Source organism: Cohnella mopanensis (assembly GCF_022352055.1).
Lineage (GTDB): Bacteria > Bacillota > Bacilli > Paenibacillales > Paenibacillaceae > Cohnella > Cohnella mopanensis.
Genome location: NZ_JAKRWM010000036.1, coordinates 1 through 217, shown reverse-complemented (window position 1 = coordinate 217; position 217 = coordinate 1). Strand labels below are relative to the sequence as shown.

Here is a 217-nt window from a genome sequence, read left to right as displayed (position 1 = left end):
AGCGCGACGCCGATCGCAGCTCCAACGGTGCCAGCGGCACCAGCGGGACTGACGGCAACGGCAGGCAACGCACAAGTTGCGCTGAGCTGGACAGCATCAAGCGGAGCAACGAGCTATACGGTTAAACGTGCGACGACAAGCGGCGGTCCTTATACGAACGTGGCTACCGGCGTGACGGCGACAAGTTATACGAACACAGGCCTGACCAACGGCACGA

At 61.8% G+C, this 217-nt stretch carries 1 pseudogene; it reads left to right on the top strand.

Features of this window, described 5'->3' with window-relative positions:
* Positions 1 to 217: pseudogene (locus tag L3D05_RS26030) on the top strand (cellulase family glycosylhydrolase); the annotation flags it as partial.